A 22034-nucleotide genomic window follows, 5' to 3' on the forward strand; every position below is an offset into this window, starting at 1 on the left:
GCCGAAAGCTACAGCCACGCGTCCGAACGGTCAATGCTGGGATCTCGGGCCACCACCCCGTGGAGCGCGCCATGCACCGAGTGAAGCACGAGTTCGGCAAGCCGCTCCGCAGCCGGCTGCGGTTCGGCTTCCGCCCGGTGCAGGACCAGGCCGAGCTTCGGCAAATCAGGCAGGCCGATTGTCTCCGGCACCAGCGGCCGGACCTTCGCCGGCAGGCCGATCGGCGTACGGATGGTGAGGCCGAGGCCCGCCGCCGTTGCGGCCCAGAGGCCGCCGAGACTGGGACTGACGAAGGCGAGCCGCCAGGAGATGCCCGCCTCATCAAGTGCCTTGGTCGCTGCGCTGCGCAACAGGCACGGCGCCTCCAACGAAGCGAGCGGCATCGGCTCGCCGCTTGCCGCTTGCCAGCTCGGCTGTCCCTCGGCAGGTCCGATCCAGCGCATCGGCACTTCGCCGATCCGCTCGCAATGCGCCGTCAGCGTGCCATCGCTCCAGGCAAGCGCCAGATCGAGCTTGCCCGATGTGACGCGCTCAAGCAGCTCGGCATTGCGCACCACCCGCGCTTCGATTCGGACCTTCGGATGCGCGCGCGCAAAGCGGCCGAGCACATCCGGCAGCAGGGTCTCGCCGAAGTCCTCCTGCAGGCCGAGCCGCACCCAACCTTCCAGCTCGACGCTGTTGACGGCGGCAGCCGCCTCATCGTTGAGTTCCAGCAGCCGCCTGGCATAACCGAGCATCGTCTCGCCGGCATCGGTCAGCGCCAGCCCGCGACCCACCTTGCGGAAGATCGGCGTGCCCGCCTGTTCCTCCAGCTTCTTCAGCTGCGCACTCACTGCCGAGGTCGAACGCCCGAGCCGCTCGGCCGCCTTGGCGAAATTGCCAAGCTCCATGCCGGTCGAAAAGGTTCGAAGCACATCGAGATCGAAGATCGTCCGTCGCATTAGATAATCCCATTTTTCAGGATCATTAATCCATAAAATTCTGATTTTCAGCATCATCGTGCCGTGCGATGGTTCTGCTGTCAAGGCCGACGGACGGCCTGAACCATGGAGATCCCGATGCCCTTCGTTCGCATTTCCCTTCGCAAAGGCAAGTCGGCGGACTACCTCGCGGCGCTGGCCGACAACATTCAGCGCGCCCTGGTCGAGACCTTCGACGTGCCCGAAAACGACCGTTTCCAGACCATCCACCAGCATGACGAGAACGAACTGATCTTCGATCGCAGCTATCTCGCCGGCCCGCGCTCCGACGATTTCGTCTACATCTCGATCACGATCGGCAGGCCTCGCACCGGCGAGATGAAGGCAGCACTCTATCGGCGGCTTGCCGATCTCCTGGCGCAATCGCCGGGCCTCCGCCCCGAGGACGTGATGATCGTCATCAGCACCAGCGCACCGGAAGACTGGTCCTTCGGTAATGGTATTGCCCAGATGACCGACCCAGACTGGCGGCTTCGTCTGGCTGGAGCCCGGCAATGAGCGCTTCGAACCCGAAGACCATGACCATCAGGCGCCCCGGCAGGGCAGTCCGCTCGCCTGAGGGCGTCGCAACTTCGCCTTTCTGGGTCGAGATGCTGCTCGAAGGCAGCGCCGATGGCGAGAACACCGCAATGCGCGCCATGCTCGATCCCGGCACCATCACCCGCTGGCACACGCATCCCAGAGGCCAGCTACTTTATGTACTTTCGGGCCATGGGCTGGCGCAGAACGAGGGCGGCCCGGTTGAAACATTGCGTGCCGGCGATGCCGTCTGGTTTGCGCCCGGCGAGCGTCACTGGCATGGAGCGGCCGATGACAGCACCTTCAGCTATATCAGCGTCCAGCCGACCGAAAACGGCGGCATCGTCGAATGGCTGCGACCGGTGGAGGCACAGTCATGATCACGATGCAGTACAGCTTCACCCTGCCCGCCGATTACGACATGTCGATCATCGACCGCCGCATCCGCGACAAGGGTCCACTGCTCGACGGCTTTCCCAATCTCGGCTTCAAAGCCTATCTCAGTGCCCTCAAAGGCGAGTTCGGCAGCCACGACAATCTCTATGCGCCCTTCTATCTCTGGCAGACGCCGCAAGGGGCAAGCGACTTCCTCTGCGGTCCGAGGTTTGAGACGCTCACCCGCGCCTTCGGCTGGCCGCAGGTGAGGAGCTGGATCGTCTGGCGGTCGGAAGTCTCATCCGACATCGCCGCAGCCAGGTTCGCCACACGCGATGTCCTGCAGACGGAGCCTTATGCGCCGCTCGCCGACATTCGCCGCGCCGAAAGCGCGGCGGCCGAAGCAGACCTGGCGGCAGGCGGCGCACTCGCCTCCATTTCCGGCTTCGAACCGACGAGCTGGACGCGGGTACGCTTCAGGCTATGGCGAGAGATTCCCGAGATCGGCGAGCACACCCAGGCCTATCGCGTCGGCCACCTATCCCTGCCCTGAGCTCAGACGGTTGCCCGGCGATAGAAGGCCAGCGAGCCGGCAAGCGCCAGCAGCGCGCCACCGCAGGCTCGCTCCAGCCACATGGCGCCTGAGGTTTTCAGGAAACGCACCGCCTGCGAGCCGAAGAAGGCGTATCCGAACATGATGAGGAAATCGAGCGCGGCAAAGACAAGGGCGAGCAGCATATATTGCATCGCCTGCGGTAGGATCGGGTCGATGAACTGGGGCAGGAAAGCCGAGAAGAACAGATAACCCTTCGGATTGGTTGCCGCGACCATGAAGCTCTTCAGTCCGATCGAGAAGGGCGATGTCGCGCCCGCAGGCGCTCCGGACTTCAACGCCGCATCGATCGTGCCCTTCGAACGCAGCAGCATGATACCGAGAAAAGCGAGATAGGCGGCACCTGCCCATTTCAGCATCGAGAACCAGAATTCCGATGCGGCGAGCAGCGCACCAAGCCCGATCGCGACGGCGCCGATCAGCACGAAATCGGACAGCACCGCGCCGATCATGCCGGCAACTGCCCGGCGCAGGCCGTGCCGCGAACCGTTGGTCAGCGCCAGCAGCACTGTCGGCCCCGGTGTCGCGATACCAACAAAGGAAACGGCTGCAAAAGCCAGAAGCGTGACGAAATCCATGACGATCCTCCCCATCCAGAGATCGAAACTTGCATGCGCCATTGCCGTTGGCAATGCCGGCCCATCAACGAAAAAAGCCCACCGCCTTCTCAGGCAGCGGGCTTTCGGATGCATGCGATCGGATCAGATGCCGCTCTGGCCGTCGGAACCGATATAGGCGATGCGGATCATGTTGGTGGCGCCGGGCGTGCCGAGCGGTACGCCGGCCGAGATGATGATGCGGTCGCCCGGCTTGCCGAAACCTTCGTCGGCGACGATACGGCAGGCGCGGTTGACCATGTCGTCGAGATCGGTCGCGTCATGGGTGACGACGCAGTGCAGGCCCCAGACGACGGCAAGACGGCGCGCCGTCTTGATGATCGGCGACAGCGCCAGGATCGGCACTTGCGGACGCTCGCGCGAGGCGCGAAGGCCCGTCGTGCCCGACGAAGTGTAACAGACGATCGCCGACAGCTTCAGCGTTTCGGCGATCTGACGGGCGGCCAGCGAGATCGCATCGGCACCGGTCGCTTCCGGCTGGGCACGCTGGGCATAGATGATGCCGGGATAATGCGGCTCGCGCTCGATGGCGGTAGCAATCGACGCCATCGTCGTGACAGCTTCGACGGGATAGTCGCCCGAGGCCGACTCGGCCGAGAGCATGACGGCATCCGCACCTTCGAAAACGGCGGTCGCGACGTCGGAAACTTCGGCGCGTGTCGGCACCGGCGCGGAGATCATCGATTCCAGCATCTGCGTGGCAACGACCACCGGCTTGCCCGAGCGGCGGCAGGCGCGGATCAGCTGCTTCTGGATGCCGGGAACCGATTCCAGCGGCATTTCGACGCCGAGATCGCCGCGGGCGACCATCAATGCGTCTGACAGTTCGATGATTTCTTCGATGCGCTCGAGAGCCTGCGGCTTTTCGATCTTCGACATCAGGCCGACGCGGCCCCGGGCGATCTTGCGCACTTCGGCGAGGTCGTCGGGACGCTGGACGAAGGAAAGCGCCACCCAGTCGACATCGTCGGTGGCAAGCACTGCGTCGAGATCGGCGCGGTCCTTGTCCGTCAGCGCGCCGACGCCGAGCAGCGTGTCGGGAAGGCTGACGCCCTTGCGGTCGGAGATGCGCGTGCCCGAAATAACAGTCGTGACGATGCTCTTGCCGTCGCATTTTTCTGCGCGCAGGGCGAGCTTGCCGTCATCGATCAGCAGGCGGTGGCCAGGCTGCACCGATTCCAGGATCTCGGGGTGCGGCAGGTAGACGCGGCTCTGGTCGCCGAGCGCTTCGTTGTTGTCGAGCGTGAACGTTTGGCCGGGCTTCAGGTCCACCTTGCCGTCGACGAACTTGCCGACACGCAGTTTCGGTCCCTGCAGGTCGGCGAGAATGCCGATCGGCCGGCCGGAGCGCGCTTCGACCGAGCGGATGCGCTGGATCAGCGTACGCATCATGTCGTGGCTCGCATGGCTCATATTGATGCGGAAGACATCGGCACCGGCCTGGTGCAGCTTCTCGATCATCGATTCCTCGGAGGAGGCTGGCCCGAGGGTGGCGAGGATTTTAATTTTGCGATTACGCTTCATCAATTCTGGCTTTCTTGCGTCCCTGGGGTGTCGGAGAGTTGAACCATCCAGCTACCCTGGCGGCCCGTATCATATTCCTTGAATCCCATCTTCTGGTAACCGCGGGCATAACAATCCTGCACACCCGTGATCTTGAATTCGTTTTCCGCCACGCACATCTGCACGTCACCCGTCCATCGGCCTCCCCGGGCGGCGTCCTCTGCGTAGAGGTAATAATAACGCGACTGCAACTCTCCCTCGATCAACACGGCGCAGGTCGTTGCCGGCACCTGCCACCAGCCCTCCGTCACCCAGCCATCCTTGGCCCGGTATCCGATCGCGACGCCGACGAGGTTCTGCGTTCCGTTGCAGACGCGAAAATCGGCGCGTGCAGCATCTGCGATGAAAAACGGCATGGCGGCTGCAAGGGCGAATAGAGCGAGACGGACCAGCGGCCCGGACCGCGTGAGGAAACTTGGCGCGGCTTGGATCAACACGGCTCCCAAATAGCTCCACGGTTATTCGTATCCGTGTCTTCTTGCGCCGCCGTCAAGCGAAAGTCAACGCAATGCTAATCGATTATATTTCCTTTCATAACCACCCGTCGAGGGTCCGGCTCAACCTCTCGCCGCCTGTCGCGCTTGAACCCGCCGTAGCCGCATGCGATCACTGCGCCCGATGGCGCAATGACGAACGGCAATTCCTTGATGGACGACTTCCAATCCTTCGAAATCCTATCCGGCAAACATGACAAAGGCATGGTGATCCTCGCAGATCACGCGATGAACCGCCTTCCCGCGCGATATGGCCGCCTCGGACTTCCCGACGCGGCCTTCGCCCGACATATCGCCTATGACATCGGCATCGAGGGCCTGACGCGGCAGCTTTCGGCAAGGCTCAGCGTTCCCGCCGTGCTTGGCGGCTTCTCGCGCCTGCTGATCGACCCCAATCGCGGCGAAGACGATCCGACGCTGATCATGAAGATCTCCGACGGCGCCGTCATATCAGGCAATCATCCGATCACGCCGCAGGAATGGGACTACCGCATCGAAACCTTCCATCGCCCCTATCACCATGCCGTGGCCACAACGATCGACAGCGTGGCAAATGCCACCGGCAGGGCACCGCTGGTGCTGTCGCTGCACTCCTTCACGCCGGCCTGGAAAGGTATTCCCCGTCCCTGGCACGCTGCCGTCCTCTGGGACAGCGACCATCGCGCCGTCGGTCCGCTGCTTGACATGCTGCGCACCGATCCGGATCTCGCCGTTGGCGACAACGAACCCTATGACGGCGCGCTGAAGGGCGATACCATGTACCGCCATTGCATGATCACAGGCATTCCGCATGCGCTGCTCGAAGTGCGCCAGGATCTGATCGGAGACGAGACCGGCATATCGGCGTGGGCCGAACGCCTGGCGCCGATCTTCGCGGCGATGAATGCCGATCCCGCCTTGCACGAATATGACGTTCACCCGTCGCGTACCGGCCCCTATTGAACGAAGGCCCCACTTTAACGAAAGGAAGCGAGATGACCGCGCTCAGCAAGGAACAACAGATCGAATTCGAAGCTGCCGCCTTTCGCCGCCTCGTTGCACATCTTCGCGAACGCAGCGACGTTCAGAACATTGACCTGATGAATCTGGCCGGCTTCTGCCGCAACTGCCTGTCGAACTGGTATCGCGAAGCCGCCGAGGCCGAGGGTGTCCCGGTGACCAGGGAAGAATCGCGCGAGATGGTCTATGGCATGCCCTATGAGGACTGGAAGAATCTTCACCAGAACGAGGCCTCGCCTGTGCAAAAGGCTGCTTTTGAACTGAACAATCCACACAAATAGCTTGGCTGGCCGCGAACAGGCTTGACCGTGACGCCGCTTCGCGGCAGTCACTGGCATCCAAAATCGATCACCGAAAAACCAGGAGAACACGATGTCTGATGCTCACGGCGTCGCCCGCGATCAGCTTCGCGCTTTCATCGAGCGCATTGAACGGCTGGAAGAAGAAAAGAAGACCATCGCCGACGATATCAAGGACGTCTATGGCGAAGCCAAGGGAACGGGCTTCGATACCAAGATCCTGAAGAAGGTCGTGGCGCTGCGCAAGAAGGACGAGCAGGAGCGCATGGAAGAGGAAGCAATTCTCGACACCTACCTGCTTGCGCTCGGCATGATCGAATCGCCACCGGAAGGCTGATCCGTCCACACCGCCCGATATCGACAAGCCGCCGGGCCGCTCCGGCGGCTTTTCTTTTGCGGAGAACGTGCCGGGTTAAACAGCGGCCTTACCTGTCGAAGCGGCCAAAGAAAAACCGCCGGATCGCTCCGGCGGTTTTCGATATTACGTGATCGGCAGGCTCAGTTCGTGTTGAACTTGCGCACTTCCATGAAGTTCACAGCCGTGCCGCTGAAGCGGGCCGGGTCGACCGAAGCGGTCTTGACGTTGAAGCCCTCGGCATAGACGGCGGTCGGCTGGGCGCGCATCGTCTGGCTGACGAACCGCGGCGCCTTGACCTGCCTGGAGGCCATTTCCAGGCGGGCATTGGTGAGCGCCCATTGCGAGATCATCTTTTCCGTCAGCTTCGGCTCGGTGCGCACCGTCGTGCGGCTGGCATCCGCTGCGGCGGCTTCCTTCTGCGTCGGGCGACCACCCTTGGCAGGAAGGCCCTGCGCCACGGCGCTTTCGGCGGCCGGTTCGTCGAAACTATCGCCAAAGCTTGCCGATTTGGTCATCGGTGCCAATGCCGCGAGTTCGAGCGGCGGCTTTGCGGCAGGCGCCTTTTGCGTCATCGCGGCGTTGATCGCCTGCTCAACCGTCTGCGGCGGAGCCTTCGACGCGATCTGGCTTTCCCCATCGTTCCGCTGCTGGTCGAGTGCGTCGGCCACGGCAGGAGACAGCGCGTCCTGATCGGCTTCGTCGGCTTCTGCCTCCGGATCGGCCTCGGCCGCAGCAAGAAGGTTCTCGGCAACGGCAGGGCGTTCGATCGGCGTCGGAACCGGCAGCCCATTTGCGCCCGTCAGCATGGGATCGGTCGACGCGACCTCGGCGTCACCAGGCGCACGGCGCTGGCCGAGAAGCGAGGGAACCGGAATGCTGTAGGCGCTGAGGTCGGCGAACTGCTGCGGCTGGGCCTGATCGACCGGAAGGGCCGTAAGAGCCTGCTGTGCGGCATTACCCGAAGGCGGCGCTACGAGCGCGCTCGCGACTTCGCTGCCGGCGGGCTGGTTGCTGAACGCCGGGCGAACCTGCGGCACCGGCGCGTTCAGATCGGCGACTTCGGTCTGCTGCGGCTCGACAGGAGCAGGCTCGGCCTTCGGCGGCGTCGCCTTGGCAACGGCAACAGGGGTGGAATCGTCGGTCTCGTCTTCCTGCTCGTCGGCCCCGCCGCCAAAGAGCGCGGCAAACAGCGTCTTGTGCTTCGGCGCCGATTCGGAAGCGCTGGCGATCTGGATCTGCGTGCCGCTGACGCGGCGCTTATAATCGGCCATCGCCTGCTGGTAGCCCGGCAACGGCTTGCCGTCGGCCGGAATATGGATGGTATTGCCGTTCGGGAAGAGCCGAACCAGCTCGTCGCGGCTCATGCGCGGCCAGGCGCGAACGCCGCCGACATCCATGTGCACGAAGGGCGAGCCCGACTTCGGATAGAAGCCGACGCCGCCGACCTGCATCTTCATGCCGATGCCGCGCAGCGTCGCCAGCTTGACGTCGGGAATGAAGAAGTCCATCGCCTTGCCGAGCATATGCTGGCTCTTTTCGGCGACGCCGGAATTGCGCGAGCGGCCACGCAGCATCTCGTTGGTTCCCGGCGAACGGAAACCGCAGACGACATTGATGTAGTCCCTCGAACCGCTCTGGCGATAAACTTCCCAGATCAGGTCGAACAGCCGCGGGTCCATTTTCGTCGGCTGGTTCTTGCGCCAGTCGCGCAGGAAGCGATTCAGCTGCTCCAGACCCTTCGGGTCGAACTTGCCATTGCGCTTGTAGGTGATGACGGCTTTTTCGCCGGTATGAATGAAATAGAGCTTGAGGCTGCGGGTGTCGCCCGCTGCCTGCGAAGGCGTACTAACGAATACCGGTGAGGAAACCGCGAGTGCAAGAAGGGCGGCCGCTACCGTCCTTATTGCCTTTCCGCAGATGTCGGCGCACAACAAGCGCCAGCTCAAGCGCGAAGGCTTGGAATTCCCATTCAGATTCGGCAACTCGATCCCCGTCAGACAGACAATGTCCCGTACTGCCTCAGATGACTGTCAAATGCGGTCACACGATGGCAAAAATGCCACACATGATCAACCTTTTCTTTACATAGTGAACGCGCCACTAACAAGTGGTTTATGACTAGTAACAAAACGTGGTTGCCTTAATCTTAACGAAAAGCGCTTAAGCCGCATCTTTCTGGGGATTGTCAGGGTCTATGCCGTAATCCTTGAGCTTGCGATAAAGTGTGGACCGGCCGATACCGAGCTTGCGCGCGACTTGACTCATCTGTCCGCGATAGAATTTGAGCGCGAATCGGATGAGCTCCTCCTCGACATCGGCAAGCCTGCGCACGTCTCCGGCAGGATTGACGCTGGCAATCGCGTTTTCCGGGGCCTCGGACAGGCGGTGGTGCACCTCTCCCGACATTGACGCCCTGAAATCCTCGCCATAGCCATCGTCGGGATCGAGGCCGGTATTGTCGGCAACGAGCGCCAGGTGATCCACCACATCGTATTCAGGAAGCTGGGCGGCGATCTGCGGGAAATCCGCCTCGGTCAGCTCCGGCCCTTCGGCCAGAACGACCGCACGAAAGATGGCGTTTTCAAGCTGGCGGATATTGCCCGGCCAGTCATAGGCGGTCAGCAACGCCAGCGCGCCGGCATTCACCGTCATGCGGCGACCACTCTTCTGCTCGCTGGAGAAGCGTTCGGCAAAGACGCGCACCAGATTCGGAATGTCTTCTTTGCGTTTGCGCAGCGCCGGAATGGTAATCGGGAAGACGTTGAGGCGATAATAGAGATCCTCGCGGAAATGGCCGCTCTTGACCTCCTCGATCAGATCCTTGTTGGTCGCCGAGATCAGTCGGACATTGACCTTGTGTGCGGTGCGTGCACCGACGGTCTCGATCTCGCCCTGCTGCACGGCACGCAAGAGCTTCACTTGCACCTCGAGCGGCAGATCGCCGATCTCGTCGAGGAAGATGGTGCCGCCATCGGCTTCCATGAATTTGCCGATATGGCGCTCGGTCGCGCCGGTAAACGCGCCCTTCTCGTGACCGAAGAGAATGCTCTCGACCAGATTATGCGGGATCGCCCCGCAATTCACCGTGACGAAGGGCTTGTTCGAGCGGTCGCCGCCGGATTGGATGGCGCGCGCCACCAGCTCCTTGCCGACGCCGGATTCGCCTTCGAGCACGACGGGAATGTTGGACTGAGCCGCCCGCTGGGCGAGATCGATGACGCGGAGCATCGCCGGGCTTGCCGAGACGATATCGTCGAAGCCGACCGACCCTGAGCGCGACCGCCGTCCGGCTCGCGCCTTGACTTCGCGCTGGTCGAGCTTCATCGCGTTCGAGATCGAAGTGGCGATGCGTTCGGGCGAGACCGGCTTGACGACGAAATCGAAGGCGCCGGCGCGCATTGCCTGCACCACCGTTTCAATGCCGCCCTGCCCCGTCTGCACAATCACCGGTATCTGCGTGCCGAATTCGTGAAGCGCATCGAGGAATTCGAGACCGGTCATCTCCGGCATCATCAAGTCGAGCACGATGACGTTGAAAAGGCCGCTGTCGCGTTTGACCATTTCCAAGCCGATGCGGCCATTTTCCGCTTGGTGCACGACATGGCCGTGACGCTCGATTGCGTTCTTGAGCAGGCGGCGCTGCACGGGGTCATCTTCGACCACGAGGATTTGCCCTGCTCCCTTGAGCTCATTGTAACCGGTCATTGTCGCCTCACTTCATGCGAAACCATAAAGCGCACTCTGACAGGAAGGCTTGAACATCCAGTTTTGAGAAACAATTGCATTTTAACGATTGGAACGGGTCATTTTCGTGCCGAAGCGACGCCTTTCATGCGCCGAAAAACCCTTGATGCGAGGCCTTCGCACGCTTACAGCGCCGCGCGTCTTTTCAGGCGCGCAAAGGACGCTGTAACACTTTCAATCCTCGCATCGTGCTTTCCGAAAATCGATTCCGATTTTCGGGCCGATGCGCTAGACAATCAGACCTGTTATGAAAGTGGAGAGGAATTGCGCTCATGAAAATCAAGCTCCCGCACGTCGGCCTTCTTTTATCTCCAGCAGTGCCAGCTGGGGCCGCCGACCCGGCGCTCGGCGATCTGCCGGTCTGGAAGCTGCAGGATCTTTATCCCTCCGCAACCTCCACCGCCTTTGTTGCCGACATGGAAAAAGCCGGCAAGGCCGCAATCGCCTTTGAAGAAAAGTGGAAGGGCAAACTCACGGAGGCGGCAGCGAAGACGGGCCCTGAGGGCATCGGCGCGGCGCTGAAGGAATATGAGGCGTTGGACGACGTCGTCGGCCGCCTCGGCTCCTTTGCCGGCCTCACCTATTTCTCCGACACCACCAACCCGACAAACGGCAAGCTCTACGGCGACGTGCAGGCTAAGATCACCGAATTTTCCGGCCATCTCCTGTTCTTTGCGCTGGAACTGAATCGCATCGACGACACGGTGATCGACGCCTGCATGGTGAATGATCCCCCCGCCGGGCACTATCGCCCTTGGCTGCTCGACCTCAGGAAGGACAAGCCCTACCAGCTCGACGACAGACTGGAGCAGCTCTTCCTCGAGAAGTCGATGACATCGGCCGCTGCCTTCAACCGCCTCTTCGACGAAACCATGGCGGAACTTCGCTACGACATCGATGGCGAGAAAGTGCCGCTCGAAGTGGCGCTGAACAGGCTGCAGGAAAAAGATCCTGAAGTGCGCCGCAAGGCAGCCATGGCGCTCGCTGAAACCTTCAAGGCAAATATCCGCACCTTCACGCTGATCACCAACACCCTTGCCAAGGACAAGGAGATCGCCGACCGTTGGCGCGGCTTCGAGGACATCGCCGACAGCCGCCACCTGGCAAACCGTGTCGAGCGCGAGGTCGTCGATGCGCTGGCCGCGGCCGTCCGCGAAGCCTATCCCCGCCTTTCGCATCGCTATTACAAGATGAAGGCGAAATGGCTCGGCATGGAGCAGATGAATTTCTGGGACCGCAACGCGCCGCTTCCGGAAACCTCCAGCGCCATCATCTCCTGGCCGGAGGCGAAGGATACGGTGCTGTCGGCCTATGGCAATTTTGCCCCGGAGATGGCGGATATCGCCAGGCGCTTCTTCGACGAACAATGGATCGATGCCCCGGTCCGTCCCGGCAAGGCGCCGGGCGCCTTCGCCCATCCGACGGTTCCCTCAGCCCATCCCTATGTGCTCGTCAATTACATGGGCAAGCCGCGCGATGTGATGACGCTTGCCCATGAACTCGGCCACGGCGTGCATCAGGTTCTCGCCGGCGCGCAAGGGGCGCTGATGTGCCAGACGCCACTGACGCTTGCCGAAACTGCTTCCGTCTTCGGCGAGATGCTGACCTTCCGCGCGCTGCTGGAAAAGACTACTGACAAACGCGAGCGCAAGGCGATGCTCGCGCAGAAGGTCGAGGACATGATCAACACGGTCGTGCGCCAGATCGCCTTTTACGAATTCGAGCGCAAGCTGCACACCGCCCGCAAATCAGGAGAACTGACGGCTGACGACATTGGCGAACTCTGGCTCTCCGTCCAGTCGGAAAGCCTCGGGCCGGCGATCAGCATTTCGGAAGGATACGAGACCTACTGGGCCTATATCCCCCACTTCATCCACTCGCCCTTCTATGTCTACGCCTATGCCTTCGGCGATTGCCTGGTGAATTCGCTTTATGCCGTCTATCAGAAAGCCGAGAAAGGCTTCCAGGAGAAGTATTTCGAGCTGCTGAGGGCGGGCGGCACCAAGCATCACTCGGAACTGCTGAAGCCTTTCGGCCTCGACGCCACAGATCCGTCGTTCTGGAGCCAGGGCCTGTCGATGATCGAAGGGCTGATCGACGAGTTGGAAGCGTTGGATAGGGGGCTGAGAGCCTCTCCTCCAAAGGCGGAAGGGCCGCAACGGGTCACTTCTCCCCTCGGGGAGAAGCGGGAAAATGCTTCACGCTCCCAATCAGATTTTAAGCAATGAGGAACAGAACAAACCGAAAGCGTGGCGTGGCTGACCAACCCTACATCCTCTTCCGCGACGACACGACCGGACAGGTGATGCTTTTCGCCGAGCCGGCAGAGATCATCGTTGCCAGGACGCGCGCCGAGTTCTTTGCAGGCCTTGCCCGGGTGGAAGAAGCCAAGGCCGCAGGCAAATGGCTTGCCGGCTACATGGCCTATGAGGCCGGATACCTCTTCGAGGAAAAACTCGCTCCCTTCGCCGGGGAACATCGCGACACGCCGCTCATCTGTTTCGGCGTCTTCGACGCTCCGCAGGCCGATACGCATCCGCTTGCCCAGCCAAAACAGCGTCTCGAAAACGAGGAATTCCTCACCGCTCCGAAAGCCGCCTGGGATTTCCGAATATATAAAGAGCGCTTCGATCGCCTCCACCAGCACCTGCGGCTCGGCGACGCCTATCAGGCGAACCTCACCATGCCGATCGAAGCCCGCTGGAACGGCGATCCCAGTGCCGCCTTCTGGTCGCTGATCGAACGCCAGCCGGTCAAATACGGCGCGCTGGTCTATCTTGGCGGCCCGGTCATCCTTTCGCGGTCGCCCGAACTTTTCTTCCGCACCGATGAACAGGGCTGGATCGAGACCCATCCGATGAAGGGCACGGCAAGACGCGGCGCCACTGCCGCCGAGGATGCCGAGATCATCGAGGCGATGCGCAGCGATATCAAGACGCAGGCGGAAAACCGCATGATCGTCGATCTCCTGCGTAACGATATCTCCCGCATCACCGAAGTCGGCACGCTCGACGTCCCGAAGCTCTTCGACGTCGAGACCTATCCGACCGTCCACCAGATGGTGAGCCATGTCCAGGCGAGGCTCCGCCCCGATATTTCGGTCCGCGACATCTTCTCCGCGCTCTTCCCCTGCGGTTCGATCACCGGCGCGCCGAAGATACGGGCAATGGAAATCCTCCATGCGCTCGAGGATGTCCCGCGCGACGCCTATTGCGGCGCGATCGGCATGATCTCGCCGACCGGCGCCATGCGTTTTTCCGTCGCCATCCGCACGATTACTCTTTTTGAGGGCGGCAGGGCCGTCTTCAACGTCGGCGGCGGCATCGTCTTTGATTCCACAGCCGAGGCCGAATATGAGGAATGCCTGCTCAAGGCCCGCTTCGCCGTCGGCGACCAATGGATTGCGCCATGATCGATTTTTCGCTGATCGAGACGCTGCGCTGGCAGCCCGGCGAGGGCTTCATCCGGCTGCGGCTGCATCTCGCCCGGCTTTCCCGCTCCGCCCGTCGCCTTGGCTTCCCGCAACCGATCGCGGCGGCGGCCAAGCTCGACGAAGCCGTTGCAGGCGCTGCCGGTCCGCTGCGCATCCGCCTCACCCTCGATGCGCAAGGCCGTATAGAGGTGACGAGCGCCGCTTTCGTGCCCCTGACACCCGACACTACCTGGACTGTCCGTCTCGCCGAAACCCGTCTGAATTCCGCCGACAAGCTGCTGCGCGTCAAAACCACGCGCCGTGCCGCCTACGATGCCGCACGGGCCGAATACAGGCCTGATCAGGCCGATGAAGTCATCCTTTTGAACGAACGCGATGAAGTCTGCGAGGGCACCATCACCTCGATCTTTCTGGACGATGGAACCGGCATTCTGCGCACCCCGCCGATCTCCTGCGGCCTGCTCGCCGGCGTGCTGCGCACCGAGCTCATCTGCCGGCGCCAAGCCCGTGTCGGCCGCATCACGCTTGCCGATCTCGATGCCGGCACGTTTTATATCGGCAACTCGCTGCGCGGCCTGATCCGCGCAAACCTCATCAGGAACTGACGTTGTTCATCCTCTCCCTCACCTATGTGAAACCCAACGACGAAGCCGACAGGCACATGGAGCCGCACATGGCATGGGTGAAGGAGGGTTATGCCAAGGGCTGGTTTCTGGCGTCCGGCCGCAAGGTGCCGCGCACCGGCGGCGTCATCTTCGCGATCGGCGATCGCACCGCGATTGAGGCCTATGTCGCCGCCGATCCCTTCACCCTCAATGGCGTTGCTGAATACAAAATCACCGAGCTTGCCGTCACGACGGCGGTCGAAGGACTGGAAATCCTGAAGGGCTGATTTTAGAGGAGCCGATCATGGATGATCTCGCAGCCCATCTGAAAGAGCTCGAATCCAGGCGGGCTGCCGATCCCCAGGACAGCTTCGCCGGCCTCTATTGCCGCTCGATATCTGGCCTTTCCCCGTCAACGCTCTTTATTGTGACGCCGTTTTATGATTAGAGCCGGTCACCTCGCACTTTCTGCGGCAATTTCAAATTAATTCTTCGGGCTGAACGCCTTCGTCGCCTTCCACAGGAGAAAAGAATGACGGAACAACACTATCCGGTATATGCCGAAATTACCGGTCCGATCGTGATGATCGGCTTTGGCTCCATCGGTCGCGGCACCCTGCCCCTGATCGAGCGCCATTTCAAATTCGACAAGAGCCGGATGGTCGTCATCGATCCGCGGGATGAGCCCTCCGACATGGAGATCCTGAAGAAGCACGGCGTTCGCCACATCCGGGAATGTGTCACCAAAGACAACTACAAGGAACTGCTGAAGCCGCTGCTGACGGAAGGCGAAGGCCAGGGCTTCTGCGTCAACCTCTCGGTCGACACCTCCTCGCTCGACATCATCAAGCTCTGCCGCAAACTCGACGTTCCCTATATCGACACCGTCGTCGAACCCTGGCTCGGCTTCTATTTCGACAAGAGCATGAGCAATGCCGACCGCACCAACTATGCGCTACGCGAAACCATGCGCAAGGAAAAGGCGAAGAACCCCGGCGGCGCTACCGCCGTCTCCACTTGCGGCGCCAATCCGGGCATGGTCTCCTGGTTGGTCAAGCAGGCGCTCGTCAACCTCGCCAACGATACCGGCCTTAAATTCGAGGAACCGGGCCAGCACGATCGCGAAGGCTGGGCAAAGCTCATGAAGAAGCTCGGCGTCAAGGGCGTCCACATTGCCGAGCGCGACACCCAGCGCACCAAGCATCCGAAGCCGCTCAACGTCTTCTGGAACACCTGGTCCGTCGAAGGCTTCATCTCCGAAGGCCTGCAGCCGGCCGAACTCGGCTGGGGCACGCATGAAGAATGGATGCCGAAGAACGCCAAGAAACACAAGAAGGGCAACAAGGCGGCGATCTACCTGGAACAGCCGGGCGCCAACACCCGTGTGCGCACCTGGTGCCCGACGCCCGGCCCGCAATATGGCTTCCTCGTCACCCACAACGAGTCGATCTCGATCGCCGATTTCTTCACCGTTCGCGACAAGGACGGCGAAGTGACCTTCCGCCCGACCTGCCACTATGCCTACCATCCGGCCAACGACGCCGTGCTCTCTCTGCATGAAATGTTCGGCAATGGCGGCACCTCGCAACCAGTCCATCACGTTCTCGACGAGGACGAGCTGGAGGACGGCATCGACGAACTCGGCGTCCTGCTCTACGGCCACGAGAAGAATGCCTATTGGTATGGCTCGCGCCTGTCGCTGGAAGAAACCCGCCGTATCGCGCCCTATCAGAACGCCACGGGCCTGCAGGTCACATCAGCCGTCCTCGCCGGCATGGTCTGGGCGCTGGAAAACCCGAATGCCGGCATCGTCGAAGCCGACGAGATCGATTACAAGCGCTGCCTCGAAGTGCAGATGCCCTATCTCGGCCCGGTCGAGGGCCACTACACCGACTGGACCCCGCTCGACGGCCGTCCGGGCCTCTTCCCCGAGGATATCGACACCAAGGATCCGTGGCAGTTCAGGAACGTTCTGGTTCGCTGAGGACGCCTGCACGGCTTTGACAATGCCCGCCGCAAGGCGGGCATTTTTGTAACGCCGGCTGTCTAAATGCCGCACGCCACCCCACCAAGGCTTGCCTTCATGCCGGGCGCGCGGCATGTTTTGCCCGAACTTGGCGGCTGTCCGCCGCGCCGATTCGCCGGGAGAAGCCTTATGAAAATCAGAACTGGTCTCGTTCTTGTCGGTGCAGCGGCCGCTCTAGCCGCCTGCGTTTCATCTGAGCCGCGTCGCCTGCCGATTGCAACCGCGCCCGCCGCCACTGGTGTCGAAGGCAACTGGAGCGATCCGAATGGCATCGTTTCGACCTTCCAGGGCGGTACTTTCACCACCCGCACGACCGACAGCAACCAACTTCTTGCCTCGGGCACCTATATCAACACCTCACCGACCCTGGTGGAGATCAACATGACCTCGCTGGTGCGCAAGACGCAGTCCAAGGTCAATTGCGCCCTCGTCAACCCGAGCCAGCTCAATTGCACCTCCGATTCCGGCGCACAGTTCACGCTCTCCCGCCGCGGCTGAAGATGAGGCGATAGGCTAAGCACAGCATACGGGCCTCGCCTCATACCTCGTCCTGCTGCTCGCCATGCCGCTTGCCGCATTTGCGGTCGTTTCGCCGGCCAACGAATATCGTGCCCAGGGCATCGCCGCTCCCGATTGCGACGGGTCGGCCGGCGCTTTCATCGCCTCGTCTCCCTTCTCTGCTTGACCATCGCGCTCGCCACGGTCCCGAATATTGCAGAGGCCGTGCACGAACTCTACCGAAACGCCGCGAATGCCGGGGATAAGCAACCCGGCTTTTTTGCCCTGCCCCTTGGAAAGCGCCTCGCCTGGCCCAGCTTTCTCTTGCGGTCGTGCATCGTCTGATGGAACATCCGCAGGCCGGGAAACCGCCCCGGCGCACGATGAAAGGGATCAGCGAGGGATCAGGGGGATCTTTCGCCTCAATCAGGAGAATAGCGATGACGAAGTCTTTCAGCTTCGGTCTTTTGACCGCGTCCATGCTGGCGCTGAGCACGGGCGCCGCCTTTGCGGATTACGAACTCAATATTCTTCATATCAACGATTTCCACTCGCGCATCGAATCGATCAACAAGTTCAACTCCACCTGCTCGGCCGAAGAGGAAGGCAAGAAGGAATGCTTCGGGGGTGCTGGCCGCCTGAAGACCGCGATCGATCAGCGCCGCCAGGCGCTATCCGGCAAGAACGTCCTCCTCTTGAATGCCGGCGACAATTTCCAGGGCTCGCTCTTCTACACGACCTACAAGGGAGCAGCCGAAGCCGAGTTCCTGAACCTGATGAAGTTCGACGCCATGACCGTCGGCAATCATGAATTCGACGACAGCGAGGACGGGCTTGCGACCTTCCTCGACAAGGTGCAGTTCCCTGTCGTGACGGCGAATGTCAAGGCGACAGCCGCCTCCAAGCTCGGCGACCGCATCAAGCCCTCGCTGGTGCTCGATGTCGCCGGCCAGAAGATCGGTATCGTCGGCGCCGTCACAAATGACACGCCAGAGCTTTCCTCCCCCGGCCCGAACGTCACGATCGCCGATGACGTCCAGAGCATTACCGCGGCCGTTCAGGATCTGAAGGGCCAGGGCGTCAACAAGATCATCGCGTTGACCCACGTCGGTTACCCCCGGGATCTCGCCCTGATCGCCAAGATCCCGGATGTCGACGTCGTCGTCGGCGGCCATTCCCATAGCCTGCTCTCCAACACTGACCCCAAGGCCGAAGGCCCCTATCCGACCATGGTCGACAATCCCGGCGGCTATAAAGTGCCGGTCGTCCAGGCTGCCTCCTACAGCAAGTATCTCGGCGATCTCGTCGTCAATTTCGACGATAGTGGTGTCGTCAAAGATGCCAAGGGCGATCCGATCCTGATCGATTCCACCTTTACGCCCGATCCTGCCCTCATTGCCCGCATTGCCGAACTGGCAAAACCGATCGAAGAACTGCGCAAGAAGGTGATCGGCTCCTCCGAAAGCCCGATCGAAGGCGACCGCAAGGTCTGCCGCGTCAAGGAATGCTCCATGGGCAATCTGGTGGCCGACGCCATGCTCGATCGCACCAGGAACCAGGGCGTCACCATCGCCGTCCAGAACGGCGGCGGCCTGCGTGCTTCGATCGACGGCGGCGAGGTCACCCAGGGCGAGGTCATCACCGTCCTGCCTTTCCAGAACACGCTCGCCACGTTTGAGGCGACCGGCGCAGATGTCGTTAAAGCGCTCGAAAATGGTGTCAGCCAGATCGACCAGGGCGCCGGGCGCTTCCCGCAGGTCGCCGGCCTGAAGTTCTCCTTCGACCAGTCGAAGCCTGTCGGCAGCCGCGTCGTCGAGGTCCAGGTGAAGGAGGGCGACAATTTCGCTCCAATCGATCCCGCCAAGACCTACAAAGTCGTCACCAACAACTTCATGCGATCAGGCGGCGACGGCTATTCGATCTTCAAGGACGGCAAGAACGCCTATGATTACGGTCCGGACCTTGCCGACGTGACCGCCGAATATGTCGCCGCGCATTCGCCCTACAAGCCCTACACGGATGGCCGCGTCACCGAACTGGCGCAGGCAGCGCCTGCTCCCTCCGCTTCCGAGCCGGCGCCTGCCGCACCGGCTGCTCCGGCCCCCTCTGCCGAACCCAGCCCCGCGCCCGCTGCTCCTGCTCCATCCACCGAGCCGGCTCCTGCACCCACTGCACCGGCACCCGCTGCACCGGCACCTGCTGCCCCGGCACCCACTACTGAACCAGCGCCGGCACCGGCAGCCTCCGCACCTGCCGCAGCGACGCCGTCCACCCACGTCATCGCCGCGGGCGACACCTTCTGGGATCTCGCCGTGACGTTCTATGGCGACGGCACGATGTGGCGGAAGCTTTCGGATGCCAATGGCAAGCCGAACCCGCGTCGCTTGTCGGTTGGCAAGGAGATCGAGGTCCCCGCCAAGTAAGACGATTTGTCCCGATGCCACTGGCCGGTCCGGGGTTTCCCGGGCCGGTTTTTCTTTCTATAGGGTGAACCACGATCTCGAGGCTGCGTATGAGCCGACGGGACCAAAGAGTGTTGGGGCCAGAATGACAGCAGATATTTCACTCCGCCCGACGGACCATCCGGCCGTCAAGTCAGGCAAGATCGGTGTCCTGCTGGTCAATCTCGGCACGCCTGATGGCACCGACTATACCTCGATGCGCCGCTATCTCAGGGAATTCCTGACCGATCGCCGCGTCATCGAATGGTCGCCCTGGAAGTGGTATCCGATCCTGTTCGGCATCGTGCTCAACACCCGCCCGCAGAAGGTCGGCAAGGCCTATCAGCTGATCTGGAACAAGGAGAGGAACGAAAGTTATCTGCGAACCTATACCCGCAACCAGTCGCAGCTGATGGCCGAGCGCTTGAAGGATCTTGATAACGTCAAGGTCGACTGGGCCATGCGTTATGGCACGCCGTCGATCGCCTCGCGCATCGACGCGCTGAAAGAAGAGGGCTGCGACCGGATCGTGCTCTTCCCGCTCTATCCGCAATATGCGGCGGCGACGACCGCCACTGTCAACGACAAGGCCTTCCAGAAACTGCTCTCGATGCGCTGGCAGCCGGCGCTGCGCACCGTTCCCGCCTATCATGACGACGAGACCTATATCGAGGCGCTCGCCGCGTCAGTCGAAAGGCATCTTTCGACCCTCGACTGGAAGCCCGAGATGCTGCTTGCCTCCTTCCACGGCATACCGATGTCCTATTTCAAGCAAGGCGACCCCTACTACTGCCAATGCCAGAAGACCGGCCGGCTGCTGCGCGAGCGGCTCGGGTTGAACGCGGAAAACTTCATGGTCACCTTCCAGTCCCGCTTCGGGCCGGAGGAATGGCTGCAGCCCTACACCGACAAGACGGTGGAGAAGCTCGCCAGGGGCGGCGTCAAGCGCATCGCCGTCATCAATCCCGGATTCGTCTCCGACTGTCTGGAAACGCTGGAGGAGATTGCCGAACAGGCCGCCCACTCCTTCCACGAGAATGGCGGCGAGAAGTTCGCGCATATTCCCTGCCTCAACGACGGCGAGGACGGAATGAACGTGCTGGAAAAGGTCGTCCGCCGCGAATTGCAGGGCTGGGTCTGAGGGCCTCCCTCAGAAAGCGGCATCCGACGAGGAGCTAAAGCATGTCGCGCAAAAGTGTGAGGCGGTTTTGCGATAACGACATGCGTATAAACAAAGACTTAAAGCGCGGGAGCGAATCTGAAAGATCGCGACGCGCTTTAGCGACAGCCCAATGACTTAGACGAAACGGAACCTCCTTTTCGCTTGGGGGTCAGCCGGTTGTGCCATCATTTCTTCTTCGCAAAGAACGTGCTAACTCACCACATGAGTTGGGCAGGCGCGCATGCGCCGATAGGAGGAATTTTCATGCTGTTCGGCGGCTTCGACATCGTCGTGATCGTGCTGGTCATCTTCGTCATCCTGGTGCTCTTTGCCGGGATCAAGACCGTGCCGCAGGGCTACCGCTATACGATCGAGCGCTTCGGGCGTTATACCCGCACGCTGGAGCCAGGCCTCAACCTCATCACCCCCTTCATCGAGCGCGTCGGCGCCAAATTGAACGTGATGGAGCAGGTGCTGAACGTGCCGACCCAGGAGGTGATCACCAAGGACAACGCCTCGGTTTCGGCCGATGCCGTCTCCTTCTATCAGGTGCTGAACGCCGCCCAAGCTGCCTATCAGGTCTCCAACCTCGAAAACGCCATCCTCAATCTGACCATGACCAACATCCGCTCGGTCATGGGTTCGATGGATCTCGACGAACTGCTCTCCAACCGCGATGCGATCAACGACCGGCTGCTGCGCGTCGTCGACGAGGCCGTGCATCCCTGGGGCATCAAGGTCACCCGCGTCGAGATCAAAGACATCCAACCCCCGCGCGACCTCGTCGATGCGATGGCCCGCCAGATGAAGGCCGAGCGCGAGAAGCGCGCCCAGGTGCTGGAGGCCGAAGGCTCGCGCAATGCGCAGATTCTCAGGGCCGAAGGCGCCAAGCAATCCGCCATCCTGCAGGCCGAAGGCCAGCGCGAAGCCGCCTTTCGCAACGCTGAAGCCCGCGAACGTCTGGCCGAGGCCGAAGCCAAGGCGACGAAGATGGTCTCCGAGGCGATCGCCGCCGGCGACATTCAGGCGATCAATTATTTCGTCGCCCAGAAATATACCGAGGCGCTCACCTCGATCGGTTCGGCGCCCAATTCCAAGATCGTGATGATGCCGATGGAAGCCTCTTCCATCCTGAGCTCGCTCGGTGGCATCGGCGCCATTGCCCGCGAAGTCTTCGGCGACGCCGGCAACAGCCCGTCAACGCCGCTGCCGGTACCGCCGCGTCCGCGTCCCGCACCGGCGCGCTCGACGCCGCCGATCAATCCGTCGACCCCCAATCCTTTCAACCCCGAGCAGGAGCGATAAGCC

21 protein-coding genes and 2 pseudogenes are annotated in these 22034 nt (G+C 61.7%); 17 read left to right on the top strand and 6 right to left on the bottom strand.

Annotated features, from left to right (window positions below):
- Positions 1 to 8: 8 nt before the first annotated feature.
- Positions 9 to 941: a LysR substrate-binding domain-containing protein gene (locus N2600_RS18720; RefSeq protein ID WP_260297095.1), complete on the bottom strand. Its 933-nt coding sequence runs from the start codon at positions 939 to 941 to the stop codon at positions 9 to 11.
- Between the two features lie 117 nt (positions 942 to 1058).
- Here N2600_RS18720 and N2600_RS18725 point away from each other — a divergent pair, with 117 nt between their 5' ends.
- The 3 genes from N2600_RS18725 to N2600_RS18735 are packed head-to-tail and all read left to right on the top strand — an operon-like array spanning position 1059 to position 2427.
- The gene (locus tag N2600_RS18725) at positions 1059 to 1478 is read left to right on the top strand and encodes a tautomerase family protein (RefSeq protein ID WP_017968179.1); all 420 of its coding nucleotides are present in this window, start codon (positions 1059 to 1061) and stop codon (positions 1476 to 1478) included.
- Positions 1475 to 1879, top strand: a complete 405-nt coding sequence (locus tag N2600_RS18730; RefSeq protein WP_260297096.1) for a cupin domain-containing protein — start codon at positions 1475 to 1477, stop codon at positions 1877 to 1879. Before N2600_RS18725 ends, N2600_RS18730 begins: the two co-directional genes overlap by 4 nt.
- Positions 1876 to 2427 carry a DUF4865 family protein gene (locus tag N2600_RS18735; RefSeq protein WP_260297097.1) on the top strand — a complete coding sequence of 184 codons (552 nt, stop codon included), beginning with the start codon at positions 1876 to 1878 and terminating at the stop codon, positions 2425 to 2427. The genes N2600_RS18730 and N2600_RS18735 overlap by 4 nt, the downstream gene beginning before the upstream one ends.
- A gap of 2 nt (positions 2428 to 2429) precedes the next feature.
- On the opposite strand, the gene N2600_RS18740 is transcribed toward N2600_RS18735, so the two are convergent.
- The 3 genes from N2600_RS18740 to N2600_RS18750 all read right to left on the bottom strand — a co-directional run bounded on the left by N2600_RS18740 (position 2430) and on the right by N2600_RS18750 (position 5113).
- Entirely contained in the window at positions 2430 to 3065 is a 636-nt protein-coding gene (locus N2600_RS18740) for a LysE family translocator (RefSeq protein WP_260297098.1), read from the bottom strand.
- Between the two features lie 123 nt (positions 3066 to 3188).
- Positions 3189 to 4628: a pyruvate kinase gene (gene pyk, locus N2600_RS18745; RefSeq protein WP_162116990.1), complete on the bottom strand. Its 1440-nt coding sequence runs from the start codon at positions 4626 to 4628 to the stop codon at positions 3189 to 3191.
- Positions 4628 to 5113 carry a DUF1036 domain-containing protein gene (locus tag N2600_RS18750; protein ID WP_222384573.1) on the bottom strand — a complete coding sequence of 162 codons (486 nt, stop codon included), beginning with the start codon at positions 5111 to 5113 and terminating at the stop codon, positions 4628 to 4630. The genes pyk and N2600_RS18750 overlap by 1 nt, the downstream gene beginning before the upstream one ends.
- A 201-nt stretch (positions 5114 to 5314) precedes the next feature.
- On the opposite strand from N2600_RS18750, the gene N2600_RS18755 reads away from it, so the two are divergent.
- From N2600_RS18755 to N2600_RS18765, 3 genes are all read left to right on the top strand, one after another.
- Positions 5315 to 6103, top strand: a complete 789-nt coding sequence (locus N2600_RS18755) for an N-formylglutamate amidohydrolase (RefSeq protein WP_260111069.1) — start codon at positions 5315 to 5317, stop codon at positions 6101 to 6103.
- Between the two features lie 32 nt (positions 6104 to 6135).
- A complete protein-coding gene (locus tag N2600_RS18760; protein ID WP_260109412.1) occupies positions 6136 to 6441 on the top strand; it encodes a DUF1244 domain-containing protein in 306 nt (101 codons plus the stop codon).
- A 91-nt stretch (positions 6442 to 6532) separates the two neighbouring features.
- Positions 6533 to 6796 carry a DUF2312 domain-containing protein gene (locus N2600_RS18765; protein ID WP_007631616.1) on the top strand — a complete coding sequence of 88 codons (264 nt, stop codon included), beginning with the start codon at positions 6533 to 6535 and terminating at the stop codon, positions 6794 to 6796.
- A gap of 161 nt (positions 6797 to 6957) precedes the next feature.
- On the opposite strand, the gene N2600_RS18770 is transcribed toward N2600_RS18765, so the two are convergent.
- Entirely contained in the window at positions 6958 to 8799 is a 1842-nt protein-coding gene (locus N2600_RS18770; protein ID WP_162116987.1) for a DUF882 domain-containing protein, read from the bottom strand.
- Positions 8800 to 8977: 178 nt separating this feature from the next.
- Positions 8978 to 10522 carry a sigma-54-dependent transcriptional regulator gene (locus tag N2600_RS18775; RefSeq protein ID WP_260297099.1) on the bottom strand — a complete coding sequence of 515 codons (1545 nt, stop codon included), beginning with the start codon at positions 10520 to 10522 and terminating at the stop codon, positions 8978 to 8980.
- Positions 10523 to 10833: 311 nt separating this feature from the next.
- Here N2600_RS18775 and N2600_RS18780 point away from each other — a divergent pair.
- The 11 genes and pseudogenes from N2600_RS18780 to N2600_RS18830 form a co-directional block, all read left to right on the top strand.
- Positions 10834 to 12681, top strand: a pseudogene (locus N2600_RS18780) (M3 family oligoendopeptidase); the annotation flags it as partial.
- Between the two features lie 185 nt (positions 12682 to 12866).
- Positions 12867 to 13973 carry an aminodeoxychorismate synthase component I gene (locus tag N2600_RS18785; protein WP_445944942.1) on the top strand — a complete coding sequence of 369 codons (1107 nt, stop codon included), beginning with the start codon at positions 12867 to 12869 and terminating at the stop codon, positions 13971 to 13973.
- Complete coding sequence (locus tag N2600_RS18790; protein ID WP_260297101.1) at positions 13970 to 14599, top strand: aminotransferase class IV family protein; 630 nt, start codon at positions 13970 to 13972, stop codon at positions 14597 to 14599. The genes N2600_RS18785 and N2600_RS18790 overlap by 4 nt, the downstream gene beginning before the upstream one ends.
- A 2-nt stretch (positions 14600 to 14601) precedes the next feature.
- Positions 14602 to 14886, top strand: coding sequence for a YciI family protein (locus tag N2600_RS18795; RefSeq protein ID WP_260109416.1), 285 nt, complete (start codon positions 14602 to 14604; stop codon positions 14884 to 14886).
- A gap of 17 nt (positions 14887 to 14903) precedes the next feature.
- Positions 14904 to 15047, top strand: a complete 144-nt coding sequence (locus N2600_RS18800) for a hypothetical protein (protein ID WP_260109417.1) — start codon at positions 14904 to 14906, stop codon at positions 15045 to 15047.
- Positions 15048 to 15131: 84 nt separating this feature from the next.
- Positions 15132 to 16583 carry a homospermidine synthase gene (locus N2600_RS18805; RefSeq protein WP_260297102.1) on the top strand — a complete coding sequence of 484 codons (1452 nt, stop codon included), beginning with the start codon at positions 15132 to 15134 and terminating at the stop codon, positions 16581 to 16583.
- A 171-nt stretch (positions 16584 to 16754) separates the two neighbouring features.
- Entirely contained in the window at positions 16755 to 17123 is a 369-nt protein-coding gene (gene omp10 / locus N2600_RS18810) for an outer membrane lipoprotein Omp10 (protein ID WP_017967851.1), read from the top strand.
- 64 nt (positions 17124 to 17187) lie between these two features.
- Positions 17188 to 17378, top strand: a pseudogene (locus tag N2600_RS18815) (hypothetical protein); the annotation flags it as partial.
- Between the two features lie 185 nt (positions 17379 to 17563).
- Complete coding sequence (locus tag N2600_RS18820; protein WP_260297104.1) at positions 17564 to 19546, top strand: 5'-nucleotidase C-terminal domain-containing protein; 1983 nt, start codon at positions 17564 to 17566, stop codon at positions 19544 to 19546.
- Between the two features lie 124 nt (positions 19547 to 19670).
- A complete protein-coding gene (hemH, locus tag N2600_RS18825) occupies positions 19671 to 20705 on the top strand; it encodes a ferrochelatase (protein ID WP_260109419.1) in 1035 nt (344 codons plus the stop codon).
- Between the two features lie 285 nt (positions 20706 to 20990).
- The gene (locus N2600_RS18830) at positions 20991 to 22031 is read left to right on the top strand and encodes an SPFH domain-containing protein (protein WP_011653489.1); all 1041 of its coding nucleotides are present in this window, start codon (positions 20991 to 20993) and stop codon (positions 22029 to 22031) included.
- Positions 22032 to 22034: the final 3 nt, after the last annotated feature.

The sequence above is a fragment of the Rhizobium sp. WSM1274 genome (genome assembly GCF_025200775.1).
GTDB lineage: Bacteria > Pseudomonadota > Alphaproteobacteria > Rhizobiales > Rhizobiaceae > Rhizobium > Rhizobium leguminosarum_I.